Below are 3,467 nucleotides of genomic sequence, written 5' to 3'. Positions count from 1 at the left end.
AAAATCACGACCACGAGACCGGCAACAACGCTGGACCATCGACCAACCAGCCCTCATGAAAGATCGAGGCTAGGGGATTCGAGGTCAGGAGGTGGTTGCGCGAAATACCCATCCTCGGCACGTGCGACTTTTCCGCTTGCGCACCGTCCAAGGCGGTGCATGTCATGGGCCGTCTCTCACTCGTCACCCCACTCCACGCTCACGGCTTCCACGAAGTCCTGGTCGTCGAACTCCCGGTCCTGGATGGCCACCAGCAACGCTTGCCGGCGTGACTCCTTCCCGAAGGCTCGGCTCCGAGGATCAGTGAGCCGGATCTGGACCAGACGCCGGCCCCGCTCCCGGATTCGGCGATGCTCACTTCCCTGCTTCTGAACTGACATGCCCACCAGTGTTATGTGCAAAAAGAAAGTTGGGAAGGTCTTGGCATCCCGGGCCCCATCGTGGACTCCACGGCATGCCCCGTGCGCGTCGCCGGCTTGCCCGGTTGCAACCAGCCTGCGATCGGTGCTGGGCTCACCGTTTCGAAGCCAACTCCGCACGTCCAAGGCTCACTGGGCATGCGCCGCACCACGTGCCCAGTCGTCTTTTGACGTGCCCAGTGGTCGCCGAACCGTCGCTCGCCCAGAGCGAGGGCCCACCAGCCGACGGCCGGGGTATCCAGGCGTCGAGCAGGCGCGGAAACCGGTCGGATTTCGTTGGGGCGGGAATGGCCGGACCACCTCGGCTGTTGTGCTCCCGGACGACATCACCGATGGAAAGACGAAACCGTGACTGACCTCTTTGCCCCCGCGACCGCAGGCGCCCTGCAGTTGAAGAACCGCGTGACGATGGCGGCGCTGACCCGATCGCGCGCCGGTGTCGACGGCGTTCCCACCGACCTGCACGTCGAGTACTACGCGCAGCGCGCCACGGCTGGCCTGGTGGTGACCGAGGGCACCCGCACCAGTGCCGTCGGGCAGGCCTTCATCGGACAGGCGGGCATCCACACCGACGATCAGGTCGCCGGCTGGCGACGGGTCGCCGACGCCGTCCACGCCGCCGGCGGCACCATCGTCATGCAGATCATGCACGGCGGCCGCCTCACCCTTCCCAGCATCAACAACGGCGAACCGGCCGAGGCACCCAGCGCCATCGCCCCGGTCATGCGCGACTCCCAAGGCGTTGAGCTGCCCATCACCTTGCACGGACCCGACGGCAGGCAGGACGTCCCCACGCCCCGCGCACTGGAGACCAGCGAACTGCCCCGCATCGTCGACGAGTTCGTCACCGCCGCCCGCAATGCCATCGCGGCCGGCCTGGACGGCGTCGAGATCCACAACGCCAACGGCTACCTGCTGCACGAATTCCTCTCGTCCGCGAGCAACCAGCGCACCGACCAGTACAGCGGTTCGCCCGAGAACCGCGCCCGGCTGTCCATCGAGGTGGTCCGTGCCGTCGCCGCCGAGATCGGGGCCGACCGGGTCGGCCTGCGCATCTCGCCCGAACACAACATCCAGGGCGTGGTGGAGGACGACCGCGCCGACGTCCTGGCCACCTACGGGGCCCTGCTGGACGGCATCGCCGACCTGGACATCGCCTACCTGTCGATCCTGCACGCCGACATCAACGGTGACCTGCCGCCCGCCCTGCGCTCCCGCTTCGGCGGGTTCACCCTGCTGAACAGCGGATTCGGCTCGGTCACCGATCAGGAGGAGGCCACGCACATCGTCGAGGACAACCTGGCGGACGCCGCCGTGGTCGGGCGCCTGCTGATCGCCAACCCCGACCTGGTGCGCCGCTGGCAGGAAGGGCTGGAGCTCAACACGCCGGACTTCGCGACCTTCTACACCCCCGGTGCGAAGGGTTACACCGACTACCCGTTCGCGGGCCAGGAGGCGTAGTCACCCAACCACGGTCAGGACAGGAACAGGTGAATCCATCCCAGATTGGGATTCACTTCGGTATGATGGGGCCATGACAACACAGATTGCGGTCCGGCTCCCCGATGAACTCGTCGCCTTCTTGGACCAGAGCGTGGCCGAGGGCCTCGTCGCCAGCAGGGCGGCCCTGGTGAGTCGGGCAGTCGAGCGCGAGATGCGGCGCCAGAGCGCCATCGCTGATGCCGCGATCCTGGCCACTCAGGGAGCCGAGGACGACCTTGACGAACTGGTCGTCTGGGCCGCCGCCAACACGTCCTTCGAGGACTGACGTGCGAGAGATCTGCCTGGCCAGGCTGGACAAGACCCGACCTGTGCTCGTCCTGACCCGAGAAGCAGCACGGGCAGCAATGACCAAGGTGACAGTCGCACCCATCACCTCCACGATCAAGGGCCTGTCCAGCGAAGTGCCACTTGATGCCAGTAATGGGGTCGACCATGCCTGCGCAGTCTCCCTCGACAACGTCATGACGATCCCGACATCTGCGCTGGGCCGCCCCGTAGGCTGCCTTCGCCCGGATCAGGAGCGCGCGCTGGCGGTAGCCATGGTCCTCGCCTATGACCTGGAGCTCTCCGTCCTCGAGGACTGACACGCACGGGGAGCATGGTTTCCCAGATCCCGCCGACTGGGCACGTCCAAGGCTGACTGGGCACGTGCTGCAGCACGTGCCCAGTGGGGCCCCGGTACCGCCGACGGCCGAGCCTGGCCCCGCAGCACAGCCAGCGCTGCCGGACGCTCAGTCCAGCAGGTCGCGCACCACCGCGTCGGCCAGCAGGCGGCCCTGCAGAGTCAGCACCAGGCGGCCGTCGCGCACCTCCCCCAGTCCGCGCGCCAGCACCCCGTCGACACGGGCGCGCTCGGAGTCGGTGAGCACCTCGAGCGGCAGGCCGTCGGCCAGGCGGAGCTCCAGCAGCACCCGCTCGATGCGACGGTCGTCGGCGGCCACCAGCTCGCGCCCGGCGCCCGGTGTGCGGCCCTCGGCCAGGGCTGCGGCATAGCTGCGCGGATGCTTCGCGTTCCACCAGCGCACTCCCCCGGCATGGCTGTGCGCGCCCGGCCCGATGCCCCACCAGGTATGGCCGAGCCAGTAGGCCATGTTGTGCCGTGCCCGGTGCTCGGGGCCTCGTGACCAGTTGCTCACCTCGTAGTTCTGCAGGCCCGCGGCCGCCAGCAGCTCCTCGGTGGCAAGGTACTTGTCGGCCAGGTCGTCGTCATCGGTCATCGGCACCTGGCCGCGGCGGATCTGGTTGGCCAGGCGGGTGCCGTCCTCGACGATCAGGGCATAGGCGCTGATGTGCTCGGGCTCGGCCGACAGCGCATCGTCCAGACTGCGGCGCCAGTCGTCCAAGCTCTCACCGGGAGTGCCGTAGATCAGGTCGAGGCTGACGTCGCCGAAGCCGGCGGCGTGGGCCATCCGCGCCGCCTCCAGCGCCCGGCCGGGGGTGTGCCGGCGCTCCAGCACCTGCAGCACCGACGGCGTCGAGGACTGCATGCCCAAGCTGATGCGGGTGAAGCCGGCCTCCAACAACTGGTCGAGCAGCTCGGGGGTC

5 protein-coding genes are annotated in these 3,467 nt (G+C 68.3%); 3 read left to right on the top strand and 2 right to left on the bottom strand.

Annotated features, from left to right (window positions below; genetic code table 11):
- Nucleotides 1-176: 176 nt before the first annotated feature.
- Complete coding sequence (locus tag ACHFFZ_RS03955) at nt 177-380, bottom strand: antitoxin MazE-like protein (RefSeq protein ID WP_394275365.1); 204 nt, start codon at nt 378-380, stop codon at nt 177-179.
- 387 nt (nt 381-767) lie between these two features.
- Between ACHFFZ_RS03955 and ACHFFZ_RS03950 the strand changes: the two genes are divergently transcribed.
- The 3 genes from ACHFFZ_RS03950 to ACHFFZ_RS03940 all read left to right on the top strand — a co-directional run bounded on the left by ACHFFZ_RS03950 (nt 768) and on the right by ACHFFZ_RS03940 (nt 2,506).
- Nucleotides 768-1,880, top strand: a complete 1,113-nt coding sequence (locus ACHFFZ_RS03950; RefSeq protein ID WP_394275364.1) for an alkene reductase — start codon at nt 768-770, stop codon at nt 1,878-1,880.
- A 73-nt stretch (nt 1,881-1,953) separates the two neighbouring features.
- Nucleotides 1,954-2,187 carry a YlcI/YnfO family protein gene (locus ACHFFZ_RS03945; RefSeq protein WP_394275363.1) on the top strand — a complete coding sequence of 78 codons (234 nt, stop codon included), beginning with the start codon at nt 1,954-1,956 and terminating at the stop codon, nt 2,185-2,187.
- Between the two features lies 1 nt (nt 2,188).
- A complete protein-coding gene (locus ACHFFZ_RS03940) occupies nt 2,189-2,506 on the top strand; it encodes a type II toxin-antitoxin system PemK/MazF family toxin (protein WP_394275362.1) in 318 nt (105 codons plus the stop codon).
- 147 nt (nt 2,507-2,653) lie between these two features.
- Here the strand turns inward: ACHFFZ_RS03940 and ACHFFZ_RS03935 are convergent.
- The coding region (locus ACHFFZ_RS03935; RefSeq protein ID WP_394275361.1) for a coproporphyrinogen-III oxidase family protein at nt 2,654-3,467 on the bottom strand (814 nt) is incomplete at its 5' end.

Source organism: Luteococcus sp., from assembly GCF_043424415.1.
Taxonomy (GTDB): domain Bacteria; phylum Actinomycetota; class Actinomycetes; order Propionibacteriales; family Propionibacteriaceae; genus Luteococcus.
This window is presented reverse-complemented; position numbering and strand designations above follow the sequence as displayed.